Raw genomic sequence first — 25,587 nt, forward strand, 5'->3', positions numbered from 1 at the left:
CTCACAACATGCGTCATCGCCACAGCAGGGAACTGCGGATAAGGTGAGGACGTATGCGGCGAAAAGGAGCCAGAACCATTTCATCGGGTAAAATTACGAAAATATTTAATGATGTAATAGGTGCTTAACGAAAGGAGAAAAATGTCTCATGAGCAACATGATTTATTCATTTGAATTGGCGGACACTTCACTGTGCCGTAGCTGCAATACACACAACAATCTCCCAGTTTCGGCTTCAGTCTGATATTGCAGCTCGTGCAGGTGTAAAAGTATTGGCAAGCATCTACCGGCATGGTTTCTTCTTTTTGAAACCCGCAATGTGGGCAGGTAATAGTTGATTTCAAAACGATATTTTCTTGCATTTGGATTGTTTTTCCTTACTTGAAGTCTTTATTCAAACTAGTTTGTATTTGTTTCGCAACAAGGCTTATCTCCTTCGGCGTCTGTGCTGTCAATAACTTCCGATCCGCGAACTTTATAGCCTGTTTTCGCGATCGCCGCTGCAATGGCTTCCTTATTCGTTATTGAAGAGTCGAAAGCCACAACACTGCTCCTGCCCGTGAAAGAAGTGGTATACGACAGCACTCCCGGTACTTTGGAGATTTCATTGTTCACATGGGCTTCACAGCTTGCGCAGGTCATGCCCTGTATTGTAAATTTTGCTTGCAGCTTATTATCAGGGGCCTGATGCTCCGAATCCTGTCCTTTGCTTTTCGGGTAAAAGACGCTGGCGTATAGCGGGAAAGTCATCATTAACACGGAAAAAAGCGTGATGATCCCCAGGAATTTTGTTGATTTTAGAAACGAAGGCCTTTTTGCCGGTTCGCAATGGCAATCTGTGTTCGATGGTTTCGCTGGTTTAAGTTGTTGGTACCAGGCGAATAGCAATACCATCGCCGAAATGCCAATGAGGTAAGGCCGTAAGGGCTCCAACCAGGAAAAACTGGCCAGCAGGCTGCTACTGCCTGCGATCATGGCGATAATGGGAGTAATACAACAGAGCGATGCGGCGATGGCGGTCAGCAAGCCTGTGCCGATTGCCGCGCCCGATGATCTGGCCTTTTTCATGGCTCTACCATTTTAAGGGTTTCCGAATTGATATGCGTAAAAAACGGTTTTATAGTTGGTAAAAATTCTTTCACCAGCGAGTAATAAACCGTCAGGCCTTCTTTTCGCGTCTGAACGATACCACCATCCTTAAGTTTCTTTAAGTGCTGGGATATGGCCGGAATAGTCATCTCCAAAATGTCGGAAAGATCGCAGGGACAAAGTTCTTTTTCCTCTTCCAGTAGGTACAGGATCTTCAGCCGAACTTCATTACCAGTGAGCGACAACACAGCTGATAAGCTGGTGAAAGCCTTCTGTGCGGCTATCAACCTGCCTTTGCATGCCATGATTTGTGCCTGGTCAGCGAACCGGCGAATGCAGGTATTTCCTTCCATTCTCCAAATTTAAGTAAATTCTTAGTATTTAAGCAAATGCTTAAATACTACCTTCTTCATGTCGTACTCGAAGTGTATATAATCTAACCGGAAGGAATTGTGGTTGTGGATGGACAGCGTTTCGTAGATATGGAGCATCACAGAGCCGCAATGCGGATAGCCATACAAGTTTACTTTGCTGATAATCAATAATTTGTTTAAATTTGTACAGAAGAATAAAGTGTTCTTTGCATAAATTTGTTCAAATTAGACCACAGGCTTCGGGTACCTATTCGGGTACCTGCCAAGTGTGAGAATATTCAAACTCAATACCGAAGTGTATTTTGCTGGAATTTTAAAGATCCCAGCGGGATCACAAGCAACTTTAAAACCTGCGCACAGCGCGGGTTTTTTGTTTTTACTCTATAATTTACGCTATAAACTTTCCTAAATCAATTCAGATTACATTCCTTCTTAATAGAAACAGTAAGTTTTATGGACCAATTGGGAATATATGTTATTCTTTTATTTTTCCCGGCTACCGAGAAGCCGATTGCAGCAATTTGATTGTATGTTAGGATTTGTGGCCCGCCAGTAAAAACTTCTTTGTCCTCTGTTTGTATTGTATTTACACAAACCCTGGCAAGATCGGCACCATGAATGGGATTCGTTTTGCATGCTCCGTTGCCAAATAAAATAACTCATCCTTTTTTTGCCATCTTATAAAACTCACTCATAGTTTCAAGCTGTTGGTTCCACGCTTTGCCATATAAAAAAGCACTCAATTAACTTCATCCTTACCACGGTCAAAGAAATCATCAATTTCGCCAATTGCCGTTCTAAGGCATCTCATTATTTCTTCGTGAAAATCAGTACCCGAAGCGTGCAGCGGGTCAATAGATTTTACTAAAAGTTCTCTCAACTCAAAAAGCTGTTCCCGATTATATTTTTTTGATGCTTTTACCAGTTCCAACTTCATTAACTCTACCTGTTGATTTTGCTTAGGGTTGAAAATTTCGTTGATATGACTGCATTGATGACAAACTCCCTGCTGGTTGATTAGCGCGCATCTATGCTCAAAAATATCTGTCATAGTACTTCTTGCATCATTCAGTAAATGCTTTACCACACCTTCTGTTTTCTCAAGAATAAGGCAAATCTCCTTTACCTGAAAATCATACATATTTTTCAGTATCAATGTGACTTGGTTTTCAATCGGCAGTGTTTTCGAGATGCAAGTAAAACAATAGTCAATATGCTCTCTCATCTCATAAGCGCCGGCTGGCGATGTGTCATGAACCATCCAAAATACCTGCCGGATTTCTTCAGAGCCTATTGCCAGATCTGCTGCACGGTCTTGAGCATCTGGAAGCCACCTTTTTTTCTTTCGTAAATGATCGTAGGCAAGATTAGTAGCTATTTTAAACACCCAGGTTTTGAGGGAAGACTCCTGATTGAATGTTGATATTTTAGTAAATGCTTTTATAAAGGTGTCATGAGTTAAATCTTCTACATCGTCCCGGTCTGTAAGCAGCCGATAGAGGTATGATTTTAACTGATTTTGAAATTCAGCAAACAACGCTTGGAATGCGTTAATGTCGCCTGACAGAGCCGATTTAAGTATGTCTTCTTTTTCCATTCGATTCATAATCAAATAAAATGTGGTGCAATCTTTGTAAGAAGATTGCACCCAATAATGCATTACAATATATTCACTTTCCCACAATCCACATCAACAATGTGACTATTGAATATAATTCCATTTTCAGATGCAAGAAACGCAGCAGTTTCGCCAACTTGCCTTAATGTAGGGCTTGTTTTCAAAATGTCAAAAGCCTTGTACTGAGCAATGATCTGTTCCTTTGGTATGCCGTATTTTTCTACAACATCATTAATAAAGCCTGTAATTCTTTTGGTTTCCATTAATGCTCCCGGGCAAATACCGATGACTTTTATTCCATTTGCACCCCATTCGGCTGCCATTACCCTCGTCAGCCCTTCTATAGCTGCACTGGCAGCCGTAATGCCTGCCACATTAGGAAGTTTTGAGCGAGATAATGCTGCCGTTAAAAGCAGAATAGTTCCTTCTGTTTGTGTTGCTATCATATACTTTGCAGCCACTCTCGAAGTAAGAAACTGTGAACCGCAAATCTTTTCTATCGGTGCCATAAACTGTTCAAAAGTTGCTTCGGTTGTTGGTGGACGGCCACCCATCTCCCCATAATTAGCGCCGATGCCATTGAACACGATATCCAATTTGCCATTGTCAGCTATTACTTTTTTTAGGAAGTTGTCAATCTCTGTCTCATTCAAGGCATCTACTGGGGCAGCTTCAACATTACCACTACTTTTATTAAGTTCTTTCGCCAATGATTTTACCGCATCAATATTCCGTGCAGTGATGTACAGTTTTGTTCCATGTTCCGAAAGCGAGCGAGCAACAGCCCCTGCAATTTCTCCTGATGCGGCAAATACCACAGCTACTTTGTCTTTTAGATTTGTCATTTTACTATTATTTTATGTTAACAATAGTCTTTTGACGTTTGAGCTTTTTAAAACGGTCGGAATCTTCAAATAAAATTGAGCCGTTCTGTATATTATTGGTTATAAATTTTTTACATAGTATAAAAGTAATCACTTTTGTTTCATCACGTAATTTAAGGAAATGCAATACAACAACAGAAGGTGGCGAGGCAAAGTTCTATTATCTGAACGGGCAAATGGAGAAAATTACGACCAGAAATTTTGGAGAGACCTTTCAATCATTGACGGAATATTACAAATACAATAAGCCCCCGGCCGCATTAACCCCCTCCGCCAGAGATAAACTTAAAATATCCTATCTTAGTTAAATCATCGTATAACCCGGTAAACCATGTAAAAACAATGACCGCTTTATTGAATGCATTAAAGACCCGCAACCTGGATCTGGCCGCCACCCTTGCTGGCCAGGGCGAGCAATTACCCGGCAACCTGCCCGATTATGAGATACGCCAGCTGTTTGGCAACCTCCTGCAGGCCAAAGCCTATCCATTGCTGCTGCACCTGGTCAACGGCGGGTTCATCGAGACTGACATCTACGAATACGGCAAACTGGAAGACGGTGTATTTGAAGTGCTGCTGCGGTGGGTCAATGAAGAAGAAGAACGCCTGCAGTTCCTGCGGGATTTTCTTTCCAAACTGGATAATGTTGGGGATGCCGTGCAAGACAAAACCCTGCTGGATATCGCTTTTTCCCTGCAAGCGCCTATCAGCGCCATCCGTATTTTGGTGGATGCCGGCTGCGACCTCCACCGTAAGAACAACGCCGAAGCTAACCATCTCTATAAAGTAGTACAGGAATTTAGCATCAAAGAGGAGAGGGGCCTGGAGTATATCGCTTACCTGCTGAACGAAGGTATGGACGTGAACGAAGGGAACGTTGTGGGCGAAACGCCCCTCCACCTGGCCATCAACAAAAATAAAAAACGGTACATCCAGTTATTATTAGAGAAAGGCGCAGATCTGAACCAACCAGACGCCAAAGGTGAAACGCCGCTTTACGGCGCCGTGGTGCACCAGGTGTGCGACGCGGATACTTATAGGTCCCTCACTGCTTTTGCCCCGCCAGACTTTGAGCAGGCCACTAAAGACGGGGAGACCCTGCTGCTTGGCGCTGTGCGCATGCGGCGCAGCGGAAATGAGCAGGAAGCCGGGCTCCTGACCGCCCTGCTGAACGATGGCGCGGACCTGTACCAGACCGCTCCTCACTACGGGAAGGCCAAATCCGCGCTCGACTGGATCTGCGAAAAACCGTCCGGCCTGCTGAATGCCGCACTTTCCGCCGGCGCTGCCGACGTACACCGCCGGGACGATGAAGGCAACACCCTGCTGCATCATGTATGCGCGTACAATGTGAACTACGAGCAGGAAGCCGCCCGGCAATTGTATCGAAAGGTAAAACTCCTCATTGCGGCCGGTGCGGACCCCAATGCCACCAACGACCAGGACCAGACACCCCTGATGCTGGCCGTGCAGGACAACCTGAAAGCCAAAACAGTTGAACTATTGCTCAAACATAAAGCCTAAGCCATGTCCATGTCTTTTATCATTGCCTGCGAAAGCGGCAAACGGAAAATTGCTGAAATACTGCTTGCCAATAAAGAGGTGGAGGTAGCTTATACAGACGAAAAAGGCCGTACCGCCATTCACTATGCCGCCCACCGCGGCTATCTTGATCTTGTGAAATTGCTGATAGAAGCCGGTGCTGATATCGATTATGAAGATCATAACGGCGAAACGCCCCTTTATTTTGCCTGCCTGCAAAAGCAGAAACAAACCGCCATCTATCTCCTGGAGAAAGGTGCGCGTACCAATATCAACGACTACCAGGGCAACAGCCTGCTGCACCTGGCCGCCCGTACCGGGCAAACCGAAGTTGTTGCCAAACTGCTGGAGCTGGGCATGGATGCCAACCTGGAAAATAACGAAGCCGAAACGCCCCTGATGATAGCCGTGGCCGCCCGTTTCAAAGAGGCGGCAGCGCTGCTGGCTGGCCAGGGCGCCAGCGTGAACGCCACAAACAAAGCCGGTAACACCCCGCTGCTGATAGCAGTGCGTACCCGGAATCAGCCCATGGTCTCCTTCCTGCTGGAAAACGGCGCCAGCGTCAACCACGTCAACCATGCCGGCGAATCCGCCCTGCTGATAGCCTGTTATGATGCCAACCGCGCGCTCACCAGCCTGCTGGTGCAGCAGGGCGCCGATGTACTGGTCACTTCCAAAGAAGGGTTGTCTCCCATCTGGCATGCCTGTGCCAAAAACCAGAAAGAGGTGGTGGCCCTGTTCCTGGATAATGGGGTGAACGTAGATTTCAGTCAGCCCGTATCCGGTAATACAGACAGCATGAACAGCTATCTCAGCTGGGTAGAGACCGCCAACAATCTTTCCATGGAAGCCAGTTTCAGCTTTCATCACAGCTACAGCTACGGCGGCGAAAGCCTGCTGCACGTGGCCGCAAAGAACGGGCACCTGAGCATGGTGAAGCTGCTGCTGGAACGGGGCGGAAATATCAATATACAGGACGAATCCGGTAATACCGCTTTGCACTATGCCACGTCCGCCGGCAAGAAGGATGTAGTAAAGTACCTGCTGGAACAGGGTGCGGACGTTACGGTCGTAAATGCGAAAGAGCAGAAAGTGATCGATTACGCTAACATCAAAGGCCTGAATGAAATTGCCGCCCTGTTGCTGGGTGCGGCCGCCAAACCGCAGCAAACGGCTATCCCTGATATCAAGAAAGCCCTCCTGGACCTGAAGGAACTGTTGGATGCGGGTGTATTGACGGAAGCGGAATTTGCAGCGCAGAAAGCAAAGCTGCTGGCAGTTTGAATACAATCATTGGCACATGAGCAAAAAAGCGTTAGACCACGGATTCTTCATTATCGACAATAAATTCATACTCCATTTTGACAGGGAGGTATACAGAAAATTTTACCCGGTTATTGACTTTGCCAGTTTTGAGATCATTGAAAGCAACGGTGCTACTTTTCATTATTTCCGGGATAAGCACCGGGTGTATATAGAAAGCTACATGAATGCGTTTGCCGTACTCCCCGATGCGGCCTCTGTTTATTTTAAGGTGCTTGATTTTGAACGCGGCAAAAGTACGTCTAACGGGAACGATTATCTCTTTGACCAAAAGTTGCCCCACCGTTTTGACGATTACCGGGTATTGTCCAACTACTACCAGTTTGCGGCCGGCACGGTTTATTTCAACTATTTCCACGCCATGCCCGAAGCGGATATCCGGTCTTTTGAAGTATTGCATGGTGAGAACGTTGGCAATGTAGCCAAAGACAAAAAGCACGTTTACTTTCGGGATAAGGTGGTGGATGGCGCTGATCCCGGCAGCTTTCATTTCCTGGAAGAATGCTTTTCCGGGGAATACTATAGGGAATGCGACCATACGTATTATGCCATAGACAAGCACCAGGCCTACTATGTGGATACCATTGCCAGGGCGTTTAAGGCCATCAGAACAAAAGACACCGGCCAATTCCACTTCAAAGTGATCAACGAGCTGGGTTATGCTTTTGACGAAAAATATGCATACCTGTTCGGGAAAAGAAAACCGGTTGGTTAAAGGCCACGCAGATCAGCGCCTGCTTAAAACCCGTTCCACAGCAATTGGGTCTTGCAGGTCCACACCGGAAGATTTCAATTGCTCGCTCATGACGCCAGATGCTACCACATACCGGAAGTTATAGAAGGGCATAAGCGTGGTTTCCAGCCCGTCGGGCACCTGTTTGCCGGTGGTATTGGCCGTCCAGTAATAATGAATGGTGAGCGTTCCCTGGCGGTATTCGTACGCGAAATTATGTACCACGTCAGACGGAGACACGGCCTGGAACGAAAGCGGCAGCGGCATCCAGTTATGCACGCCTTTCGGGATCATATATACCAGCACCAACCCGTTGTCGATCACTTCTTTCGTGATCTCAGGGGCTTCTACAGTGATGTATTTGCTGAAATGCAGTTTCACCTGGTTATTGCCATAGTCAAGGGCATAGTGGCCGGGGTATTTCCATGTGGAGGCCATGGTGGTGAACTTCTTTGCCGTGATGTTGGCGTTGCCGTCTTTACCTGCGGGGCCGGCGGGGCCTTCTTTTTTACAGGCGCCCAGGGCAATCAGGAAAGCAGCGGTAAGCATCACAAACGCATTTTTCATAATTAAGGGGTTGCGGGGTGATTGAATGGGTGCAAGCTAGGCATGTTAATAGCCTGAAGGGGAAGTGAATTAACGGATGAAGGGTTTTTGTTAACGGAAGATGGGTATCACTTTATGCCCCCGCAACATCCACCGCCGCCAGTTTCATAAGGCAGAACCTGCTGTCACGGATGGGGTAGCGCACATGTCCTTCCTCCTCCATGAACTCGATGGCCAGGGCCACAAACACAGGGTCAGCCGTATTGACCGGTATTTTCACGGACAATGTTTGCGGTACTGCGGGCGTTACGTTCAGCGGCATATCCGCGGACCGGGTGAATGAGACGGTATGCTTGCCGTTCTCGAAGTGCAACACCGCGGCGCCCAGCTTCAGCCTGTAGTGCGTGGCCTTTTCGGGCGCAAGGACCACCTCCCCGGGGATGTACGCCGGCCATTCCAGGCTAACGGTACCCGCCGCCCTGTCAACCCGGTGCAGGAACGGCACAGGCATGGTGTTGCTGAAGCTCCCCGCCGGCGTAAATTCGAAATCGTGAAAAAGCCGGGTATCGCCATCCGGCAGGCGGCGGCTGCCCCGTTTATGCGCCAGGTCTGACTTGATGACCGCTTTGCAAAGCCCGGTCAGCCGCTGGAAAAGGTTGCTGTTGGCCTGCCGCGGCACCATGGCGGCAAAAGCCCGTTTGATCAGCACGGCTGCCTTGCAGGCTTGGCCGAAGTCTTTGGCGTTCAGCCGGGCGGCCTCATAGTTCGGGTCAGTGGCCATCCTTTCCGCCGTAACCCCGCCTTTCTTCCGGAAACCAAATTCACCGTTCCTTTTCCGGTAAATGATCATGTTTTGGGTGGGGCCCGTCAATTGCAGGATGCCCCGTTGCTTTTTTTTAGCCATAATAATTGCTTTTAAAAATGGAAAAATGTGACGCGCGTCATTACCATTCAAATGTAGCCGCCGTTGGAGGGCGGGCAAAACCAAATTGCCGATTTTGCCGCTTTTTGCCGGTTTTTGCCGCTTTTCGTCGCGGGTATTGCATGAAAAATGGCCGCAATTAGGGGGGCATTGTGTTTGCCGTTTTTTGCTGGGGGCCAGCTGCCTGCTTATCGGCATAAAAGGCGGTCTAGTCGCCTTCTAGTCGGCTTCTTATCGGCTTGTTACCGGCGGCTATGGCTGGCAGTGAAGGAATGGCAAAGCAGGGCCTGCCTGCCTATTCACTCCGCAATACCGCCACGGGGTTGCTACTTGCCGCCTTCAGCGTCTGGGACCCGATCATCATGAACGCGATCAGCAGCACCGCCAGCAGGCCGGCGAACAGCTCGGTGAATTGTACGGGAGTATGATAGGGGAAATGGGGAAGTACAACAGTTTTGAAGAAGAAATAAGTGGCGGGCAGGGCAATGAACGCTGATACTGAGAGGAGAAACAGGAAACCGCGGCTCAACAGGTACATCAGGTTGCCCACGCTGGCGCCCATCACCTTCCGGATGCCGATCTCCTTTAGCCTTGTTTCGGTGGTGAACACCACCATGCCGAACAACCCCATGGATGCAATGGAAATGGCCAGGAACGAAAGGAAGCCAATGATCTTGATCATAGTGGAAAATTCGCTGTACGCATTTTCTATGGCTTCGTCGTAAAATTCAGCCATGAGCGGGTGAACAGGATCTGTCTTTTTCCATGCTGCCCCGATCCGGGCCAGCGTGGCCGGCAGGTTGGCGCTTTGTATCCTGGCGCTGATGATGGCCCTGTCTTCGGGTGTCCAGAAGGTGAATGCCACCGGCCCGATGAGGTGCTCCACCTTGCCGTAATGAAAGTCTTGCATGACGCCAACAATGGTCATCTGGCGCCCATTCAAAGTGATCTGTTCCCCGATTGCTTTTTGGGGATCGTTACCGCCTATGTTGAACCGCTTTAAAACCTGCTGGTTAACGATCACCTCGCTAACGGCCCGGGCAGTGGCGGGTCTCGCTATAAAATTACTGCCGGCAACAAGTTGATAGTTATGCAGCGGCAAATAGTTTTCGTCTACGTGGTTGGTCATGACCAGCTGGGAATCCCGCGAGTCTTTGTATTTCATATTGCCGCCCCAGGCGTTCCCCACGCCGGTGGTGATCAGCGACCGGGAGAGTGCGGTCACTTCCGGCATTTCGCCGAGTTCCTTGAGCAGCGCATCGGGTTTATTGGCCTGCATGTTAATGTTCAGGATGTTTGCCGTGCTGAACCCCAGGTCAAACGCCAGTATGTTCCTGTACTGCACATAACCTACGGCGGTTGTTGTAATAAAGATCAGTGTAACCGTGTACTGGACCAGCACCAAAGCCCGCCTGAGCGTCAGGTGTTTGAACATTTTCACGGAAGTGCTGCTGAACGCGTTGACGGGGCTTACTTTCGAAAAGAATATAGCGGGCAGAAAACCGGCCATCACGCCCACAGCCACCGAAAAAACAATGAAGGCCGCTACCATGGATGGTGTAAGACTGAGTTTCACCATCCGTTGCATCTCCGGGGCCATATTGATCAGCACCGGCCGCAATAGGAGGAACAGGAGGAATGAAAGGAGCAGGGCGGCCAGAGAGATCATGACCGCCTCGGCCAGGAACTGCAGCCGTACCTGGTTATTTCCGGCGCCAATGGCCTTGCGGAGGCCTATTTCCTTCATGCGCCGCATAGCGCGCGCAATTGAAAGATTGGTATAATTGAAACAGGCGGACAATATCACAATAAATGCCAGCCCGCCGAGTATCCAGAGCACAACAGGGGGCATGTGCGGCCCGGAGAAGCCAGGGCCGCCCTCGGATTGACGAAGGCTTTCCCCCACCACGATGTTATATAAAGGCAGCAGTTCAAGCCGGATGCTGCTATTTTCTCCGGCAAGGTTTTCCTCGCGTGCCAGTGCGCCGAGCTGCGAGCGGATGGCGTCCATGTCAGCGTTCTCCGAGGGCAGCACGTACACGGAGTTGGACCACATGTTTGTCCATGCGGCAAAATGCGGATCGTTTTTATTGATCTGTTCGGCGGTAGACAATGATACCAGCGCTTCAAACTGGATATGCGAGAAAAACGGAACGTCTTGCATGATACCGGTCACCTGGTAAAGGAGCGTATCGATCCTGATGGCCTTGCCTACCGCGGCCTGACTGCCGAACAGCTTCCTGGCGGCCGTCTCCGTGAGAACAACAGAGTAGGGGTCTTTCAGCGCCGTTTCGGGATGGCCTTCTATCATCGGGAAAGTAAAGATCCGGAACAGCGATGGCTCCGCCCAATAACCGCTGACGGGGAGAATATTGTCGCCCACCTTGGCGTCGCCAGAAAAGTTGTTGCGCATAATGGCCACTGCGTCAATACCGGGCACCTTCTCGCGGATGAGTTGTCCGGTCTTTATGGATGTAGTGGCAAACTTGCCGTTCTGTTCGTTGCCGGAGGTCAGTACGTTGGTGACACGATAGGTCCGGCCGCCATTTTCATGGAACCGGTCATACGAGCGCAGGTCGAGCACGAAAGCGATCAGCAGCAGCCCAACGGACATGCTGATGGCAAGGCCCAGGATATTGATGAAGGAGAACAGCTTGCTGCGCATGATGTTGCGCCCTGATGTTTTAACGTAGCTTCCGAGCATGGTGCGGTCCATAAAAAGGTTGACAAATATTGATCTGCGTACCGTATAACTTCTGAAGAACTTAAAAGCATCAATAATGTAGATCAGCTTTGCACGGCGTGGCCCCACAGATTGCAGGTTCCGTTCAAAACATTCGTGGAGGTCTCCCGTCAGGTCTTCCACGAGCCCCGGCTTGCAATACCATTCTACAAACCGCTGCGCCCAGGAGGGGGGATGGTGCTGCTGTTGTTCGTTCATGCTACATTTTTTCCCAGACAAGCAACGGTATCCTGGCCCACAGCTGGTCACGCATGGATTTGGCGCTGACCAGCGCCGCTTTTCCCTGCATGGTGAGCTGATAGAATCTTTTACGTTTACCGCCACGGGCCTTTGTTGCTTCACCCAGCTCGCTTTTCACAAGCCCTTTCTCTTCGAGACGGTTGAGCACCGCGTGTACCACGCCAAGTTTCACGGAACGGCCGGTATGGCCCGCCAGCTCGTCACAGATGGCTACGCTATATGCTTCGTTCAGCAAAGCCGCAATAGTGAGCAACACCAGTTCTTCAAATTCACCGAGGTTTGTACCTTTCATTTCCTGGATTAATTATGTAAATGTATGTAAAAAGATGATATTATACATACAAAAAGTGAATAAATGAAAGGGTGTACGATTTTTGGGTTAAATTGTAGCATGCCAATGAATGCCATCCGCTCTGGTATTGACCGCAGGATTAGGATCAGGCGTCCGGTATTTCAGGTTCCACCAGTTTGGCCAGCTTCTCCAGTGATTCCTGCCAGCCTAAATAGCACATTTCTACCGGTATGGCGGCGGGTATCCCTTCCTGCGTAATTTTTATTTCCGTACCGGCAATAGTTTTCCGGAGCGAAACGGTGGTGATCATTTCTCCCGGCATGTTGGGATCGTCAAATTGATCTGTGTATTTCAAGAACTCGTTGGGCGTAAGCTCCAGGTACGTTCCGCCAAATGAATGGCTGTTGCCGGTTGAAAAGTTCTGGAAAGACGCCTTGTAGGCGCCGCCTTTTTTGACGTCCATTTGCTGAATGGTGCAAAGAAATCCGTAGGGAGGCAACCACGATGCCATGGCGGTAGCGTCCGTAAATGCGCGGTACACCTTTTCCGGAGAGGCTTTCAATACTCTGTGCAACGAAACAGTGTTGTTAGACATAAAACATATTTTTTGTTCCTACTCTTCTGGCTTTTCGGTACCGCCCGTTTTTGAAATGGTGGCTGCTCCACTTGTTTTTCAACACCACAAAGATGGCAAGAAGACCGGAAATGGAACGTGGCTATATCCGACATTTCAAGGGTTTTTTGCGACCCTGTCTTAACGGCTTTGCTGCATTTGCTCAACAGCGGCCCATCCTTCCGGCGTAATGCCCATGATCTCCGTTACCACGCCCAGCGTCTGGTACGTGTCAAAGAAAGCCATCCGGGCAATGGGATGGTCTACTTCGCTGATGGTCACGTAACCTTGTTTGCGCAGATCGGTGGTAACGCGGTCAAATTCGCTGACGGGCAAACGGAAGGCAATGTGTTGCGTGCCGCCATCGGGGTAGCGGGCCAGATAGTCGTGGAACATGCTTTGACCGGAAACAGGCTGGATAAGCTCAATAAAGGCGCCCCCGTTGTAGGTCTGGGTGGTCAGCCATTCCCCGGCCACGGAATTTCCGTAATAGGTCATGCCCAGGTCCCGGGCGCGGAAATGTTCCGGTGGCGGAAAGCCGGCAATGCCCAAAGCGGTACCCAGGAATTTTACGGCCGCGTGAATGTCGGGTACTACCCAGCCGATCTGTGCCAGTTCAAGCCCGGCCAAGGTGTTGTTGATATTGTTCATGTTTACAGGTTAATGGTTGAATAAAGTTAAAGCAGGCGGGTTGCCCGCATCGGGGGTATCTGCGACAATATAAAGGCGGTTTGCGACCGGCCAACAACAAAAAAGGAAGGCGCCGTTAAGCGCCTTCCTTTTTTGTTGTATTGCAGTCAGCCCTTATTTTGACAAGGATGCCGAAATGCTGTTAAGCAGCCGTTTGGCCGCATTCAGATCATCATTCCAGCCTTCGTGGCGGGAATAGCTGTTCAGTTTGGCGATTGCCGCGTTCAGCGCTTTTAACTTGTCCGTGTCTTTTTGTTGTTCCAGGCGTTTTTTTACGATCTGCACTTTCTCGTAGTCCTGTATGCCTTCCAGCAAACGCTCATACCTGATGGAGCTTCTGGCCTGCGGGTAGGTGATATAAGTATCTCCTGCCGGCCATGTCCTGAACCTCGAATCTACCAGCGGATTTTCCACCCATGAGTTAAAGGCCCAGCGCAGCACGCCGTCATAGCCCGCGGCCATGGCATACCAGCCTGCATAGACAGACTCCGCGGGGTCCGAGAAAGTAAACTGGTTAGGGAAGTTATTGCCGCAATAGATGTAGAAGGTGGTGTTCAACCCTTTGCTTCTGCGCGTTGCCAGGTCTTTGGGATCTATAGGGTGGTGTACCGCCGTGCTTACATCGCGGCTGTTGGGATAGCGTTTGTAGGTTTGCTGGTTGTCTGCATAGGCCACCCCCAGCGCGGGCGCTACTTTTTCTATGAATGCAAAGGCGGCGCCCATTTCTTCCTTGTTCCTTTCATCCAGGGCTATGTTCGTAATGTTGAGCCAGCCCTTTTCCCCGAGGTGTTTTGCAAAGTCTTTCAGGAACGGCTCCCACATTTCCGCAAACGCCGCTGTGCCGGGTTTGGCCACTACGTCCACAAATTTGCCGGTAGCGGCGTCTTTGTAGTGAATTTCATTGTTCCATGGAACAATGGAGTAGCAGTTGATCATCTTCTTTACGCCCAGGCCCATCATGAAAGACACCCATTTGTCGAAAACCTGGTAGTTGTAAGACCAGCTGCCGTCTTTTTCTTTTGTCCAGATGATCATGTCATCATAAGGATCATAGGTTTGTACATGCCAGGGGTCTTTGTTGAGGGTGGCCGTGATCACTTTCTGGCCCAGGTTGGCCAGCATTTGCATTTGCGGCTTCAGGGCGTTGAAATGGGCCTCGCTCCACATGGGCAGGTTGTTGACGCGGGCAACGGCGGAAGGGTGCTGCCATTGGTCCAGGTGGAATGTCCATGCAGCGGCTTCCGGCAGCAAATGGTCCTGCACGTCCAGGGAAATGGCCAGTTCCTGTTGTTTGCCTTGCGGGGCGGTTATTTGCACTTTTGCGGCGTAAGTGCCTTTGGCGGCTTTTCTCGGGATGGCGATGGTGATCCATACGGGCCTTACCTTGTTCTTTTCCAGGTTGAAGGATGAAAGATCGTCCAGCAGATCAGGAGAGAGGGAAGCGGCAAAGTCTCCCGGTTTGCGTTTCCCGCATCCAGGGCCAAATTCATCCGTCAGAATATAACGCTCAAACCGGGCGTACCCGATAGCCCCCAGTTTTTGCCCGTTCTTTGATGTAAAATCTGATACCTGCACTTTTACGCCGGGTATGGAGTCTGTGGTCCAGAGCAACAGCTGGGCGGATAAACGTTCTCCTTTCCAGCCTGTTACATGCGCCGTGCGCTCCAGTGTAACCCCGGGAACTTCGGATTTGGCGTACCGTTTATCAATTGAAACGAAGGAGCTGTGCAAGCCTGGTTGTACAGACCGCCAGCGTTGAAGGTCCGCCTTTACGGGGTCGCTGGCCTCCATAAATGTCTGCCCTTTATCCCACTGCGGCTGCTGGCAAAATCCGGCGCTGGTGATTCCTGTTAAGGTGCTTAAGCAAATGAGTTGATAGAACGTTCTTTTCGCATTCATAGATCAAATGGTAGTTTTACTTCGTTTTGAAAAGTTTCGATTAAAACTACAAAAAGTTTCATTGTATTGCAAAAAGTTTCACTATCTATTGCCAGCTCCCTGAAATAGCCATCTCAGGCTGTCATTCTTCAGGTCCATCTCCATAGGGAATATGATCTTGTACTCGTTCATTTCCGCCCGGCAGCCGCCAAGGTAGCCTGAAGCGTTGGCTCACGCAGGAGAAAGCCGTCTTGACCGCAGGTACACCACCGTTCTGTTCAGGTAGGGGAAAAGGGCTACCAGCAACAGCATGCCCACTATCAGCCAGGCCATCAGCTCGTAATAGTCCATCGCAAACCGCAGCTGCCCCTGCCCGTTGACCCCTTGCACCAGCAATTTGTGAGCGGCCTTTGCCGCCTGCCGAGGCGCCATGCCTTTTGCCGCCAGGCGCTCCGTTTGCTGCTGCAAGTTCAGCCTCACCATCGGGTCTGTTATGGTCAGGTGGTCCTGGAAGGCATTGTAGTGCCTGCTCTTTCCCCACAGCTCAAAATAGTTGATGAGGCTGATGCTGACGCAAAAGCCCAGGTAGCGCACGGCCAGGCAGACAGCGGAGGCAGACGGCGCCAGCGCCCCCGGCACCGAAGAAATGGCGTAGATGATAGTAGGCACCATGATCAGCCCTACGCCCAGCCCCTGGATGAACAGCGGTATAAAATAATTATGCGCATCGCCCTGCACATCAAAAAGGAAGAACATGCGCACGTGGAACGCCAGCAACAACAGGAACCCCGGCAGCCAGGTGTAGCGTATCCGTTTCTTCTGCAATACCATGCAGCAGGCTATGATAACGCCGGTAACCAGCCCTGCCAGGTTGAACAGGTTGATGTACGAAACATGCATGGGGTCGAAACGGAATACCGTAGCAAAAAAGTTATTGGCAATGCCGGACGCAAACCGGCAGAGGTACATCACGAACAACACCAGCAATCCTATTTTGAAGTTGCGGGACCGGAATATCCGCAGGTCTATGTAGGGGTGTTTCATAGACCGCTGCCGCAGCAGGTAAATGGCCGTGAGGCCGGCAATGGCTATTGTGCTGTACCGGATGCGGGCATCTTCCAGCCAGTAGTATTCCTGCCCGTAGATCATGATGTAACCGGCCAGGCAAAGCACCGTGCTGTAGAGGGCAAAACTTTGCCAGTCCAGCTTGTAGAGCGGGAAACGAACGTTGAGCCGTACGTTGTTCATGGTCAGCCGCAGCAGGATGAGGCAGGGGAGGAAGGAAAACAGCGCCGTTTTGTAAACGATGTTGAAGTTATAAGCGTCTATCAGGTCTGCCGTTATAAAGTTGTTGAAGGGGATGGCGCACAGCAGCAGCCCGAAGAAAACAGAGAAGCTGACTTCCCTGGCCCGCCCGCTGCGCAGGCGGGTGAACATGAGCGCAAGGGAGAGGTTCACCGTGCAGGAGAACAACATGCCCTGTATAAACCGTACGGGGAACAGGATGCAAACCTCATGGGTCAGGTAGCAGGCCAGCGTGGCCAGCATTTGCAGGAAGGTGATCAGGATGAAGTATTCCCTGGCGGCCAGGTAGGTGAAAAACCGGCGCTCCAGGCTGTAGAAGCCTGCATAGCCCGCGTAAAAAAGCGCTACGGCAAACTGTATGTCTGCCGGCTCGCTGCCGTAATAACCGGCGGCGGCGTTGACGTTTGCCAGCGGCAGGAAGAACAGCACCATGCTGGGCAGTATGACCAAAAAGAGGATGACCTTGATCAGCCATTCCGGCGCCCAATGCCTGAATATAGGAATGCCGCTAGTCACGATGTTGTTGTTTGGGGATGTAGACGTTTACGTTCATGCCCGCTTTCAGCGCGTCTGTTTCCTTTCTGGCGCCGTCTATGCGGATGCGCACGGGTACGCGCTGTACTATCTTGACGTAGTTGCCCGTAGAGTTGTCTGGCGGCAGCAGCGAAAAGCTGGAGCCGGTGGCGGGAGACAGGGAAATGATGGTGCCGTTGAACGTTCGGCCGGGGAAGGCATCGGCTAACACTACGGCGGAGTCACCCACCTGCATATGTGCTACCTGGGTTTCCTTGTAATTGGCCACCACCCATTTATCTGTTTCGTTGTTGACAATGAAGGCCAGCGTTTCCCCTGCGTCTACCATTTGCCCTGCTTCCACCGTTCTGCGGCCCATTCTGCCGTTGTAGGAGGCGGTGATCACGGTGTAGCTCACATCCAGCTGGTGGCGTTTCAGCAGGGCCTTTAACCGCGTTATTTCCGCCAGCACCACCGCTTTTTCCGCCCTGATGTCCGCAATGCGCGAAACGGCGGCCCCGTAGTTGTCCTGCGCGGCCTGGTGATCGCTGGCATGCACGTCCAGCGTGGCCTGCATGTGTTCCAGCTGCTGTTTGGTGGCGGACTCCTCCTGGTACAGCTGATGGTAACGGTCATAGTCCAGCTGCTGTTTCCAGACCTTTGCCTTGGCGGCCGCCACCTGCGCGCGGGCGGCCAGGGCCGTTCTATCCAGCGTATGGATAGTGCTTTCCAGCACCAGCAGCTGCGCTTCAGACCGCTGGATGGCGGCTTTGGTTTGTTCCTCCTGCAATACGTATTCCCGGTTGTCTATGAGCAGCAGCGTATCGCCTTTACTGACCAGCTGGTTCTCTTCAAACTTTACGGCCACAATAAAGCCGCCTGCCCTGGAAATAACGGGGTTGATGTATTCCTGTACCTGCGCATCGTTTGTTTGTTCGTAGGTGTAATAGCCCCAGAGCGTGTACACGCCCCAGATGGCCAGTGCAATAACAATAATGCCGGATATCCAGCCGGTTACCCTTGTGATCAGTCTGTCTGTAACAGCGTATTTCTTTTTCATTGTATTTTATAGAACGCCAGTGATGTTTTGGAGTAAATAGTACCTGTTCTGCGCCGTGATGCGCGCGGCGGCCAGCTCAAAGCGCGACTGGAGCACCTGTATGTCCGCGTCCAGCAGGTCGGTGATGAGGGAGGTCTGGTTGAAGTAGGTGTTCTTGATGATCCGCGCATTTTCTTCCGCCTGCGTAACGTTCACTTCCGCCACGCCGATCTGCACCAGCGCTTCCCTGTACCGCAGGTAGGCCGCTTTCACCTGCTGCCGTACTTTATCTTCCGTATCCTTATGTATTTCTTCTTCTTTTTCAAACTCCAGCCTGGCCGCCCGCAGCTTGTGTACGTTGTGGTAAATGGCGGAGAGGGGAAAGGTGGCTTTCAGCCCGGCCACGCCCAGCGAGTACCAGTAAGGGTTGTACGGGAAGAGGAATATCTGCGGGTTGGCGTAATAGAAATCGCCGTATATGCCCAGGTGCGGGCGCACGTTGGCCTTTACCTGCCTGATCCGGAGCTGGCTCAGTTCCGTGTGTTTTTCCGATATATGGTACGGGAAGGAATGATGAAGGGCCTCGGCCAGGTAGTGCTCGTAGGGCGCGTGCTCGTTGTGCGGCGGGTTGGCGGAGGTGGGGAAGATCACCCGCTCGTCCGGCTCGCCGAGAATGATGTTGAGCTGCTGGGTGATGATCAGGATATCGTTGTTAATAGTGACCAGCGCCATGTTGCGCCGGGAGAGGTCCAGCTCCACCCGCAGCACGTCGCTTTTCAATACGGTGCCGTTCCTGTGAAAGGCCTTGATCTCCTTCAACTGTTTTTCCTGGTCTGCAATATCCTGTATGATGAGGCTTTTGAAGATGAAGGACCGTTGGAGGTCCAGGTACAGGGCGGCCGTTTTGTACCGTATGTCAGACACTGCCTGGTCTTTTTGAATAAGGCTGATCTGGTGGAGGGTTTTGTCTTCTTCCATTTTCAGGTTGAGCTTGTTGCCGTGGTAGATGTTCAGGTAAAGGTCTGCGCCCACTTTGTAAAGCGTATGGATCACCTCATGCTGGGAGGGTTTGGAGAACAGGCCGTTGTTGTAGATGGGGATGTTGGAGGCCTTTTCGGCGGTGCCTTTCAGGCCAAGCTCCGGGTAGCGTTCCATCCGCACGTCTTTGATCTCTTCCGCGGTGATGGCCGCGGCCTTTTTTTTGATGGCTACCAGGCGGCTGTGGGTTTCCGCTTTTTGCCATGCTTCCTGCAGGGTGAGGTGTAGTGTGTCTTCTTTGTTGCCCGGTGGCAAACCGTTGCCGGCAAAGGAAACCTGTTGCAAATACAACAGGGAAAGCAGAACTGGAAGTTTCCGCATACTGTGTGTTTCGATTTTGGAGCGCAAAGCTACGGTGCGGAAACATGTGCCATTATACTACAATAGCCATCTTTTTATTCGATCCGGCCAAAATTAAAAATGGGGATTTGCTTGCGTGTAATTACCTTTGCGCCGGTAACAGCTTTATGGGATTAATTGCATCATTGCCGGATATTGACAAACAGCCCCGCGCTGTTTTTGTCATGCATGAAAAGTCCGAGAAACTCATTCCGCTGCATACCCACCGGAAGGGGCAGCTGAGTTATGTGGAAGGCGGTATTGCCTACATCACCATTCATTATAAAACCTATGTGGTGCCCGCCCGGCATTACTTCTGGATACCGAAAGGCATGCCCCACGTCCTGCGCATCGGCCATTCGGCCACGGTATTAAGATCGCTGTATTTTTACGCCACAGATGATGAAGGCCATCCTTTCTACAGCCAGCTGGGCATTTACCCCGCCAGCGAACTGCTGATACAGATGATCAACCATACAGAGCAGTGGGATGGCAGGCATATCAATCAAAAGAACTACAACTTCGAGTTCCTGGTGGCACTTAAAAAGCTGCTGCCGCAGCTGAACAACAATGCATTGCCCATTATACTGCCCATTACGGAAGACGAACGTATGCAGCCCATTATCAAATACCTGGAGCGGAACATTGGCGAGCCCGTTACCCTGAAAACACTGAGCGCCCGCTTCAATATAAGCGAGCGCTCCATGTCCAGGCTCTTTCAGTCCCACCTGCATATTTCTTTCCTGCAGTATGTCAAAACGCTGCGGATGGTGAAGGCCATTGAAATGATATTGAAAACCAACAAGTCCATCACAGACATTGCCTTCCAGGTAGGGTATGACTCCATAGGCTCTTTCAGCAATACCTTTTATGCCTTTACCCATTCCAGGCCTACAGACCTCCGGAAAGGGTAGGGAGGTTATCTGCCCGCGGGCACGGCCTGCGGCGTGGTGGTGGGGCCTTCTACTACCAGCGCCCCGTTCTTCAGTATCTTCATCCGGTCAATAAAAACAACACGTTTATCTCCTGTTGCCGATGTGCGGGCGTGGTATACGCAAAACATCTCTTTGCCGTTGGGGGAGTAGGTAATGCTGTTATGGCCCGTGCCGGTCACTACGCCGCCCTGCTCCACGTTCTTCTGCAATACAGGGTTGTTGGCCGCCTTGGTAAACGGCCCCAGCGGGCTTTTGGCAGTGGCGTAGCCCACGGCGTAGTTTTTACCGCCAAAGTAGTTGGCGGAGTACATCATATAGTAGGTATCCCCCTTTTTGAAAGCCACGGAGCCTTCCGTCCACCGCCGGTTCACTTCTTTGGAGGTAACGGAGCGGCTTTCCCATTCCGCCTGTTTGTCGCTCATTGTTACCGGGGGGCGCAGCAGCAGCACCGGTTCGCCTGTTACACCGCTGAAATCGGGTTTCAGCTCCACGCCGTATACCCAACTTTCTTCTATGGCGTCAAACCAGCCCTTGTTTTTGGCCCAGGCGGCCACTTCGCTTTCTACGGAGTGCTTGTAGCAGCAGCGGGAGTAGTAGAGGTACACCTTGCCGTTCTTGTCAAAGAGCACGTTGGCGTCAATGATCGGGTAGCCGGGGTCGAATACGGGCTTGTTGTGGATGTCTGTGAACGGCCCGGTAGGACTGTCTGCCACGGCCACGCCAACGCGGAAGTTCTCGTGCTCCTTGCCGGGATTGTTTTTCCATTGCGCGCTGTAGAACATATAGAACCGCCCTTTGTACGCATATACTTCCGGCGCCCAGTAAGCGCCGTTCCAGGCGGCGGTAGAATCGCTCCAGCCGTTCGGGTTAGCTGCGTGGTACACCTGGCCTTCATCTTTCCAGTTCACCAGGTCTGTGGAGGAATAAGCGGCAAACCCGTGTTTGGCCGCGCCGCCGGTACCGTACATATAATATTTGTCACCTTTAACATGCAGCACGTACGGGTCGCCAAACTCAACGGGCAGCGGGTTCTGGTAGGTGCGGCCGGTCTGTGCGGAAGACCCGGTGGCATACAGGGTGAATGCCAGCAGAAAGGGAATAATGGTTCGTCTCATGGTAGTAGATCCTTTACGGTCAAATATAACCGCAAGAAGTTACAAATTGAAATCCGGGGCGGGGAAACCCCTCCTCCCGCGCCATTTAAATTTTTTTTTGGAAAAGGGTTGTGAATCTTCCGGAACTTTAGTATGTTTGAACATTCATACATGAGTTTAAAGATAGACCATAAGAGCAAATTGCCCCTCCATATACAAGTGGAGGAACTGCTGCGGCGGCTGATCAGCCAGCCGGAGTACCAGAACGGTACCTTTCTGCCCAAGGAAGTGGAACTGGCCAACCGGCTGGGCGTTTCCCGCAACACCATCCGCCAGGCCACCAACAAGCTGGAATATGAAGGCTTGCTGGCGCGGAAGAAGGGGGTAGGCACCAAGGTAGCGCAGCGGCAGCTTTCCACCAGCCTGCAGGATTGGCAGAGCTTTACCAAGGAAATGTCCAAGCGGGGCATCATTACATCCAACCTGCTGCTCTCGCTCGAAACAGTAAAGGCGGATGAAAAGATGGCCGGTTTTTTCAACATCCCGCTCCATACGCCTATCTGCAAACTCAGCAAACTCAAAGGGGTAGACGGTGAGCCCATCGTTTACTTTGAAAGTTACTTCCATCCTCGTATCACGCTTACAGCAAGTGACGATCTGAACCGTCCGTTGTACCAGCTCCTGTCTGAAAAGTTCGACATTGTGGTGGTGCGCTCCAGCGAGCACATCAGCGCCCTGGCGGCGGGCAGTGTAGCCAAAAAACTGGAAGTAGACGCCAAGTGCCCCGTACTCTTCAGGGAGCGCTTCGTGTACGACCCGGGAGACAGGCCTATTGAATACAACGTAGGTTATTACCGGTCAGACAAATTCACTTATTCTATTGAGATAAGGTCAGAAAGCTGATCTTTTATGTGATCTCCTTTTTTTGCTCCGTGCAGGAAAAGGATATTTTTTTCTTCATTTTTAATATGTTCAAACATATGAACAATAATTATGTGATCGGTGCGGATATAGGTGGTTCACATATTACGGCCGCCCTGGTAGACCTGGCCAACGGCGCGGTGGTAGACAGTTCCAAGTACAAGGAGCCGGTCAACGCCGGTGCGGACGCAAGGGATATTCTCACCCGGTGGAGCAAGGCCATTGGTCATGTGCTCACCGCCGCCAACGGAGAAGCAGCTGCCATCGGCGTTGCCATGCCGGGGCCTTTTGATTACCCGGAGGGCATTTCGCAGATCAAGGGCGTGGCCAAGTATGAGTCCCTGTACGGCATGAACATCAGGGCCGCGCTGAAAGCCTCTTTAGGTTTTGAAGGCGGCATTTATTTCGAGAACGATGCGTCTTGCTTTGCCCTGGGCGAAGCATGGGCGGGAGAAGGAGCGGGCTGCGGCCGCATAGTGGCCGTTACGCTGGGCACCGGCCTGGGTGGAACTTTCCTGCATAACAATATGATCCTGCATGAAGGCAAGGGCATACCGCCGGAAGGATACATCTACCACCTGCCTTACAAAGCGGGCATTGCGGAAGACTACATCTCTTCCCGCTGGCTGCTCAATGAATACCAGCAGCGCAAGGGCCAGCGCCTGGGTGAAGTGAAGAACATCGCGGACCTCGCGGAACAGCAGGATGCTACGGCGCTGGCGCTGTTTTCAGAAATGGGCCATGCGCTGGGTGAAGTGCTGGCGCCCTGGCTGAAAGATTTTGAGGCGGAAAGGCTGGTGATAGGCGGCAACATCCGCAAAGCGCACCCTTATTTTTTACCGGCGCTGCAAACCTGCCTGCAACAAAACAACATCAACACCACTGTACATATTTCCAACCGCGGGGAGAACTCGGCCCTCTCCGGCGCTGCCTGGATATGCAAATCGATACTCGTTACCAACAATAATGCGCGATAGAAAATGAACACCATCATGAATTGGAGAAAAACAACCCAACCCCTGATGCCGGCCACAACGGCAGAGAAACAACCTCCCGCGGCGGGTACGTATGACATGTACCCTTTTGCCCGGCTGGGAGCAGGCAAGGTCCACAACGGATATGCCAGTCTTGCTAAATGGATGACCGGCCGGAATGTTATTTTGATAGACGGATATATTGGTAACGACTGGGAGTATATAGCCGGCTCCCTGCAGCGGGAGCTGGAGGCTGCGGGTGTAGCCGTAACCGTGGTATGCACTTCCACCCTGATGAAACCTGCCGGGGACATAGAAGCGCTGGTAGCGCCTTTCCTCGGGGAAAAGGGCACCGTATGGGGCAGAAAAGCGTCCATCACGCTAGCAGATCTTTTTGATACAGAAAAACTGCGCAACATACAGCCCGCCGCTGAAGGCATTACGCTCGTAATTGGCGTGGGCGCGGCGCTCACCGGGCTTGATGCGCCGGTAGTATATATAGACCTGCCCAAGAACGAATTGCAATACCGCATGCGCGCCCGTACGGCCAACAACCTGGGCAAGCAGGCGTGGGACGATAACCAGGAAACCTACAAACGTTTCTACTTTGTAGACTGGGTGCTGCTCAATGCGCACAAACAACAGATACTCTCCCGCATAGACGTGATCGCGGACGGCCAGTGGAAAGACCAGCTTGCCTGGGCTACCCATGCGGCTATCAGCGAAGGGCTGCAATACCTCTCGCAAAACGCTTTCCGCGTGCGGCCCTGGTTTGAGGCCGGCGCCTGGGGTGGGGACTGGATGAAGGAAAAGATACCCGGCCTGAACAAGGAAGAGGTGAACTACGCCTGGTCTTTTGAAATGATAGTACCGGAAAACGGGCTGGTGTTTGAAAGCGACGGCCACCTGCTGGAAATTGCGTTTGACTGGCTGATGATGAAACACGCCAAAGACGTGCTGGGGCAAGATGAGCAACGCTTCGGCATAGACTTCCCCATCCGGTTCGACTTCCTCGATACCTTTGACGGCGGCAACCTCTCCATCCAGTGCCACCCCCGTGTACAATACATCCGGGAGCAGTTCGGGGAAACCATCACGCAGGATGAGACCTATTACATGCTGGACTGCAAGCCCGGCGCCAAAGTATACCTCGGCTTCCAGGAGAACATTGATCCCGCCGCTTTCCGCCAGGCGCTGGAAGACAGCGTGGCTACCAATACCGCCATTGACATTGAGCAGTACGTGCGGGTGTTCAACGCTCACAAGCACGATTTTTTCCTCATCCCCAACGGCACGGTACACAGCTCCGGGAAAGACAACCTGGTGCTGGAGATCAGCGCTACGCCTTACATTTTTACGTTCAAGATGTATGACTGGGTGCGGCTTGATCTCAACGGTAAGCCCCGCCCCATCAATATAGACCATGCTTTCAATAACCTGGATTTCAGCCGCAAGGGCGCCAAGGTAGAGGAGGAGCTGATCTCCAAACAACAGGTAATTGATAAGGGAGAAGGCTGGCAGCTGGTGCATGCGCCCACCCATGCGGAACATTTTTATGATGTACACAGGATGGAGTTTGCTAAAAACATCACGGTAGACACCAACGGCAAATGCCACGTGCTGATGCTGGTAGAAGGTGAATCTGTGGTGGTGGAGACCGCCAACGGCTTCCGCCAGCGGTACAGCTATGCGGAAACCTTTGCGGTACCTGCCGCGGCAGGGTCTTACAAGATCATTAACGAAGGCGGCGGCACTGCCAAAGTGGTAAAGGCCTTTGTAAAGTAAACCTGAATAAGGTCTTGTAAAAGATCACCAGCGAAGGCAGTGAACCGCAAAGGTGGTAAAAGCCTTTGTAAAGTAAACAGGAATAAGGCCTTGCAAAAGATCATCAGTGAAGGCAGCGCCACGGTAAAGGCCTTTGTAAAATAAAAACCGGAACTGT

23 protein-coding genes are annotated in these 25,587 nt (G+C 51.3%); 7 read left to right on the forward strand and 16 right to left on the reverse strand.

Annotated elements, in window-relative coordinates; translation table 11 throughout:
- Nucleotides 1–146: 146 nt before the first annotated feature.
- The 5 genes from D3A97_RS25305 to D3A97_RS16185 form a co-directional block, all read right to left on the reverse strand.
- Nucleotides 147–362: a GDCCVxC domain-containing (seleno)protein gene (locus D3A97_RS25305; protein WP_119079498.1), complete on the reverse strand. Its 216-nt coding sequence runs from the start codon at nucleotides 360–362 to the stop codon at nucleotides 147–149.
- A gap of 37 nt (nucleotides 363–399) precedes the next feature.
- Nucleotides 400–1,068, reverse strand: coding sequence for a mercuric transport protein MerTP (gene merTP, locus D3A97_RS16170; RefSeq protein ID WP_119079499.1), 669 nt, complete (start codon nucleotides 1,066–1,068; stop codon nucleotides 400–402).
- Nucleotides 1,065–1,442, reverse strand: a complete 378-nt coding sequence (locus D3A97_RS16175) for an ArsR/SmtB family transcription factor (protein WP_119079500.1) — start codon at nucleotides 1,440–1,442, stop codon at nucleotides 1,065–1,067. Before D3A97_RS16175 ends, merTP begins: the two co-directional genes overlap by 4 nt.
- 760 nt (nucleotides 1,443–2,202) lie before the next feature.
- Nucleotides 2,203–3,060: an RNA polymerase sigma factor gene (locus tag D3A97_RS16180; RefSeq protein WP_119079601.1), complete on the reverse strand. Its 858-nt coding sequence runs from the start codon at nucleotides 3,058–3,060 to the stop codon at nucleotides 2,203–2,205.
- 62 nt (nucleotides 3,061–3,122) lie between these two features.
- Nucleotides 3,123–3,926: an SDR family NAD(P)-dependent oxidoreductase gene (locus D3A97_RS16185; protein ID WP_119079501.1), complete on the reverse strand. Its 804-nt coding sequence runs from the start codon at nucleotides 3,924–3,926 to the stop codon at nucleotides 3,123–3,125.
- Nucleotides 3,927–4,307: 381 nt separating this feature from the next.
- On the opposite strand from D3A97_RS16185, the gene D3A97_RS16195 reads away from it, so the two are divergent.
- Genes D3A97_RS16195 through D3A97_RS16205 form a run of 3 tightly spaced genes read left to right on the forward strand, consistent with a single transcriptional unit; the run spans nucleotide 4,308 to nucleotide 7,545 of the window.
- Nucleotides 4,308–5,489, forward strand: coding sequence for an ankyrin repeat domain-containing protein (locus D3A97_RS16195; protein ID WP_119079503.1), 1,182 nt, complete (start codon nucleotides 4,308–4,310; stop codon nucleotides 5,487–5,489).
- A 3-nt stretch (nucleotides 5,490–5,492) separates the two neighbouring features.
- Entirely contained in the window at nucleotides 5,493–6,791 is a 1,299-nt protein-coding gene (locus tag D3A97_RS16200; RefSeq protein WP_119079504.1) for an ankyrin repeat domain-containing protein, read from the forward strand.
- 16 nt (nucleotides 6,792–6,807) lie between these two features.
- Nucleotides 6,808–7,545: a DKNYY domain-containing protein gene (locus D3A97_RS16205; protein ID WP_119079505.1), complete on the forward strand. Its 738-nt coding sequence runs from the start codon at nucleotides 6,808–6,810 to the stop codon at nucleotides 7,543–7,545.
- 12 nt (nucleotides 7,546–7,557) lie between these two features.
- Here D3A97_RS16205 and D3A97_RS16210 read toward each other — a convergent pair whose 3' ends face one another.
- The 10 genes from D3A97_RS16210 to D3A97_RS16255 all read right to left on the reverse strand — a co-directional run bounded on the left by D3A97_RS16210 (nucleotide 7,558) and on the right by D3A97_RS16255 (nucleotide 19,703).
- Nucleotides 7,558–8,130 carry a hypothetical protein gene (locus D3A97_RS16210; protein WP_119079506.1) on the reverse strand — a complete coding sequence of 191 codons (573 nt, stop codon included), beginning with the start codon at nucleotides 8,128–8,130 and terminating at the stop codon, nucleotides 7,558–7,560.
- A gap of 112 nt (nucleotides 8,131–8,242) precedes the next feature.
- Nucleotides 8,243–9,013, reverse strand: coding sequence for a hypothetical protein (locus D3A97_RS16215; RefSeq protein WP_119079507.1), 771 nt, complete (start codon nucleotides 9,011–9,013; stop codon nucleotides 8,243–8,245).
- Nucleotides 9,014–9,326: 313 nt separating this feature from the next.
- Nucleotides 9,327–11,972 carry an ABC transporter permease gene (locus D3A97_RS16220; protein WP_232825986.1) on the reverse strand — a complete coding sequence of 882 codons (2,646 nt, stop codon included), beginning with the start codon at nucleotides 11,970–11,972 and terminating at the stop codon, nucleotides 9,327–9,329.
- A gap of 1 nt (nucleotide 11,973) precedes the next feature.
- Entirely contained in the window at nucleotides 11,974–12,306 is a 333-nt protein-coding gene (locus D3A97_RS16225) for a PadR family transcriptional regulator (RefSeq protein ID WP_119079508.1), read from the reverse strand.
- Between the two features lie 145 nt (nucleotides 12,307–12,451).
- Entirely contained in the window at nucleotides 12,452–12,901 is a 450-nt protein-coding gene (locus D3A97_RS16230) for an SRPBCC family protein (protein ID WP_119079509.1), read from the reverse strand.
- A 159-nt stretch (nucleotides 12,902–13,060) separates the two neighbouring features.
- Nucleotides 13,061–13,570, reverse strand: coding sequence for a VOC family protein (locus tag D3A97_RS16235; RefSeq protein WP_119079510.1), 510 nt, complete (start codon nucleotides 13,568–13,570; stop codon nucleotides 13,061–13,063).
- Nucleotides 13,571–13,723: 153 nt separating this feature from the next.
- Nucleotides 13,724–15,508, reverse strand: coding sequence for a DUF4091 domain-containing protein (locus D3A97_RS16240; protein ID WP_119079511.1), 1,785 nt, complete (start codon nucleotides 15,506–15,508; stop codon nucleotides 13,724–13,726).
- A gap of 210 nt (nucleotides 15,509–15,718) precedes the next feature.
- Nucleotides 15,719–17,308 carry an MFS transporter gene (locus D3A97_RS16245; protein ID WP_119079512.1) on the reverse strand — a complete coding sequence of 530 codons (1,590 nt, stop codon included), beginning with the start codon at nucleotides 17,306–17,308 and terminating at the stop codon, nucleotides 15,719–15,721.
- A complete protein-coding gene (locus D3A97_RS16250; RefSeq protein WP_119079513.1) occupies nucleotides 17,301–18,365 on the reverse strand; it encodes an HlyD family secretion protein in 1,065 nt (354 codons plus the stop codon). The genes D3A97_RS16245 and D3A97_RS16250 overlap by 8 nt, the downstream gene beginning before the upstream one ends.
- A 6-nt stretch (nucleotides 18,366–18,371) precedes the next feature.
- Nucleotides 18,372–19,703, reverse strand: a complete 1,332-nt coding sequence (locus D3A97_RS16255; RefSeq protein WP_119079514.1) for a TolC family protein — start codon at nucleotides 19,701–19,703, stop codon at nucleotides 18,372–18,374.
- Nucleotides 19,704–19,849: 146 nt separating this feature from the next.
- Between D3A97_RS16255 and D3A97_RS16260 the strand changes: the two genes are divergently transcribed.
- Complete coding sequence (locus D3A97_RS16260; protein WP_119079515.1) at nucleotides 19,850–20,635, forward strand: AraC family transcriptional regulator; 786 nt, start codon at nucleotides 19,850–19,852, stop codon at nucleotides 20,633–20,635.
- A 5-nt stretch (nucleotides 20,636–20,640) separates the two neighbouring features.
- Here the strand turns inward: D3A97_RS16260 and D3A97_RS16265 are convergent, their stop codons facing one another.
- Nucleotides 20,641–21,771 (reverse strand): glycoside hydrolase family 43 protein, encoded by a 1,131-nt coding sequence (locus tag D3A97_RS16265; RefSeq protein WP_119079516.1) that lies wholly within the window; start codon nucleotides 21,769–21,771, stop codon nucleotides 20,641–20,643.
- 150 nt (nucleotides 21,772–21,921) lie between these two features.
- Here D3A97_RS16265 and D3A97_RS16270 point away from each other — a divergent pair, with 150 nt between their 5' ends.
- The 3 genes from D3A97_RS16270 to D3A97_RS16280 all read left to right on the forward strand — a co-directional run bounded on the left by D3A97_RS16270 (nucleotide 21,922) and on the right by D3A97_RS16280 (nucleotide 25,430).
- Entirely contained in the window at nucleotides 21,922–22,653 is a 732-nt protein-coding gene (locus tag D3A97_RS16270; RefSeq protein WP_119079603.1) for a GntR family transcriptional regulator, read from the forward strand.
- A 77-nt stretch (nucleotides 22,654–22,730) separates the two neighbouring features.
- Nucleotides 22,731–23,648 carry an ROK family protein gene (locus tag D3A97_RS16275; RefSeq protein WP_157986582.1) on the forward strand — a complete coding sequence of 306 codons (918 nt, stop codon included), beginning with the start codon at nucleotides 22,731–22,733 and terminating at the stop codon, nucleotides 23,646–23,648.
- A gap of 15 nt (nucleotides 23,649–23,663) precedes the next feature.
- The gene (locus D3A97_RS16280; protein WP_119079604.1) at nucleotides 23,664–25,430 is read left to right on the forward strand and encodes a class I mannose-6-phosphate isomerase; all 1,767 of its coding nucleotides are present in this window, start codon (nucleotides 23,664–23,666) and stop codon (nucleotides 25,428–25,430) included.
- Nucleotides 25,431–25,587: the final 157 nt, after the last annotated feature.

It is taken from the genome of Chitinophaga alhagiae, from assembly GCF_003568665.1.
Lineage (GTDB): Bacteria > Bacteroidota > Bacteroidia > Chitinophagales > Chitinophagaceae > Chitinophaga > Chitinophaga alhagiae.

What these genes read in the sequence shown, in the direction of transcription:
- D3A97_RS25305 (WP_119079498.1), bottom strand. Translation starts at nt 362, where the DNA reads ATGCAAGAAAATATCGTTTTGAAATCAACTATTACCTGCCCACATTGC.
- merTP (WP_119079499.1), bottom strand. Translation starts at nt 1,068, where the DNA reads ATGAAAAAGGCCAGATCATCGGGCGCGGCAATCGGCACAGGCTTGCTG.
- D3A97_RS16175 (WP_119079500.1), bottom strand. Translation starts at nt 1,442, where the DNA reads ATGGAAGGAAATACCTGCATTCGCCGGTTCGCTGACCAGGCACAAATC.
- D3A97_RS16180 (WP_119079601.1), bottom strand. Translation starts at nt 3,060, where the DNA reads ATGGAAAAAGAAGACATACTTAAATCGGCTCTGTCAGGCGACATTAAC.
- D3A97_RS16185 (WP_119079501.1), bottom strand. Translation starts at nt 3,926, where the DNA reads ATGACAAATCTAAAAGACAAAGTAGCTGTGGTATTTGCCGCATCAGGA.
- D3A97_RS16195 (WP_119079503.1), top strand. Translation starts at nt 4,308, where the DNA reads ATGACCGCTTTATTGAATGCATTAAAGACCCGCAACCTGGATCTGGCC.
- D3A97_RS16200 (WP_119079504.1), top strand. Translation starts at nt 5,493, where the DNA reads ATGTCCATGTCTTTTATCATTGCCTGCGAAAGCGGCAAACGGAAAATT.
- D3A97_RS16205 (WP_119079505.1), top strand. Translation starts at nt 6,808, where the DNA reads ATGAGCAAAAAAGCGTTAGACCACGGATTCTTCATTATCGACAATAAA.
- D3A97_RS16210 (WP_119079506.1), bottom strand. Translation starts at nt 8,130, where the DNA reads ATGAAAAATGCGTTTGTGATGCTTACCGCTGCTTTCCTGATTGCCCTG.
- D3A97_RS16215 (WP_119079507.1), bottom strand. Translation starts at nt 9,013, where the DNA reads ATGGCTAAAAAAAAGCAACGGGGCATCCTGCAATTGACGGGCCCCACC.
- D3A97_RS16220 (WP_232825986.1), bottom strand. Translation starts at nt 11,972, where the DNA reads ATGAACGAACAACAGCAGCACCATCCCCCCTCCTGGGCGCAGCGGTTT.
- D3A97_RS16225 (WP_119079508.1), bottom strand. Translation starts at nt 12,306, where the DNA reads ATGAAAGGTACAAACCTCGGTGAATTTGAAGAACTGGTGTTGCTCACT.
- D3A97_RS16230 (WP_119079509.1), bottom strand. Translation starts at nt 12,901, where the DNA reads ATGTCTAACAACACTGTTTCGTTGCACAGAGTATTGAAAGCCTCTCCG.
- D3A97_RS16235 (WP_119079510.1), bottom strand. Translation starts at nt 13,570, where the DNA reads ATGAACAATATCAACAACACCTTGGCCGGGCTTGAACTGGCACAGATC.
- D3A97_RS16240 (WP_119079511.1), bottom strand. Translation starts at nt 15,508, where the DNA reads ATGAATGCGAAAAGAACGTTCTATCAACTCATTTGCTTAAGCACCTTA.
- D3A97_RS16250 (WP_119079513.1), bottom strand. Translation starts at nt 18,365, where the DNA reads ATGAAAAAGAAATACGCTGTTACAGACAGACTGATCACAAGGGTAACC.
- D3A97_RS16255 (WP_119079514.1), bottom strand. Translation starts at nt 19,703, where the DNA reads ATGCGGAAACTTCCAGTTCTGCTTTCCCTGTTGTATTTGCAACAGGTT.
- D3A97_RS16260 (WP_119079515.1), top strand. Translation starts at nt 19,850, where the DNA reads ATGGGATTAATTGCATCATTGCCGGATATTGACAAACAGCCCCGCGCT.
- D3A97_RS16265 (WP_119079516.1), bottom strand. Translation starts at nt 21,771, where the DNA reads ATGAGACGAACCATTATTCCCTTTCTGCTGGCATTCACCCTGTATGCC.
- D3A97_RS16270 (WP_119079603.1), top strand. Translation starts at nt 21,922, where the DNA reads ATGAGTTTAAAGATAGACCATAAGAGCAAATTGCCCCTCCATATACAA.
- D3A97_RS16275 (WP_157986582.1), top strand. Translation starts at nt 22,731, where the DNA reads ATGAACAATAATTATGTGATCGGTGCGGATATAGGTGGTTCACATATT.
- D3A97_RS16280 (WP_119079604.1), top strand. Translation starts at nt 23,664, where the DNA reads ATGAATTGGAGAAAAACAACCCAACCCCTGATGCCGGCCACAACGGCA.